Origin of the sequence: Mesorhizobium sp. M7A.F.Ca.MR.148.00.0.0 (assembly GCF_003997735.1) — a bacterium.
Classification (GTDB): Bacteria; Pseudomonadota; Alphaproteobacteria; order Rhizobiales; family Rhizobiaceae; genus Mesorhizobium.
In genome coordinates this window covers 1-312 of sequence record NZ_RZTB01000488.1, presented here as the reverse complement: position 1 = coordinate 312, position 312 = coordinate 1, and the positions used below count along the sequence as shown (strand labels likewise).

The following is a 312-nucleotide window of genomic DNA, read 5'->3' as shown; positions in this document are numbered from 1 at the left end:
AAGGCCGCCGGTTGCCTCGGCTTTGGCTGACCTTTGTCTATTCGGCTGTCCGCCTGTCGATCATCTGCTCGCTTTGGACGCCCGGCACGTCCCTGCGCTGTTGGACACCTTCAACGAAGCAAGGGATGATGGCATAGAATACGTGCTGATGCTTCGTTCTCCTGCGAGAAGGAGCAGAGATATTCAGTTCGCCCATGTCTTCGAACGCCGCGAGCGACTGCTGCTTGGTGTCGTGTGCACGCGCTCCGACGGATTGCTCCGTCCGAGCAACACCTAATTCATGCAACCTTGGAAAACAGGGCGACGTCGCAT

Annotated in this window: 1 protein-coding gene; it reads left to right on the top strand. The window is 57.7% G+C overall.

The window, feature by feature from the left end:
• A partial coding sequence (locus EOB49_RS37160; RefSeq protein WP_206526217.1) for a hypothetical protein occupies positions 1 to 277 on the top strand: 277 nt, incomplete at its 5' end.
• Between the last annotated feature and the right edge of the window lie 35 nt (positions 278 to 312).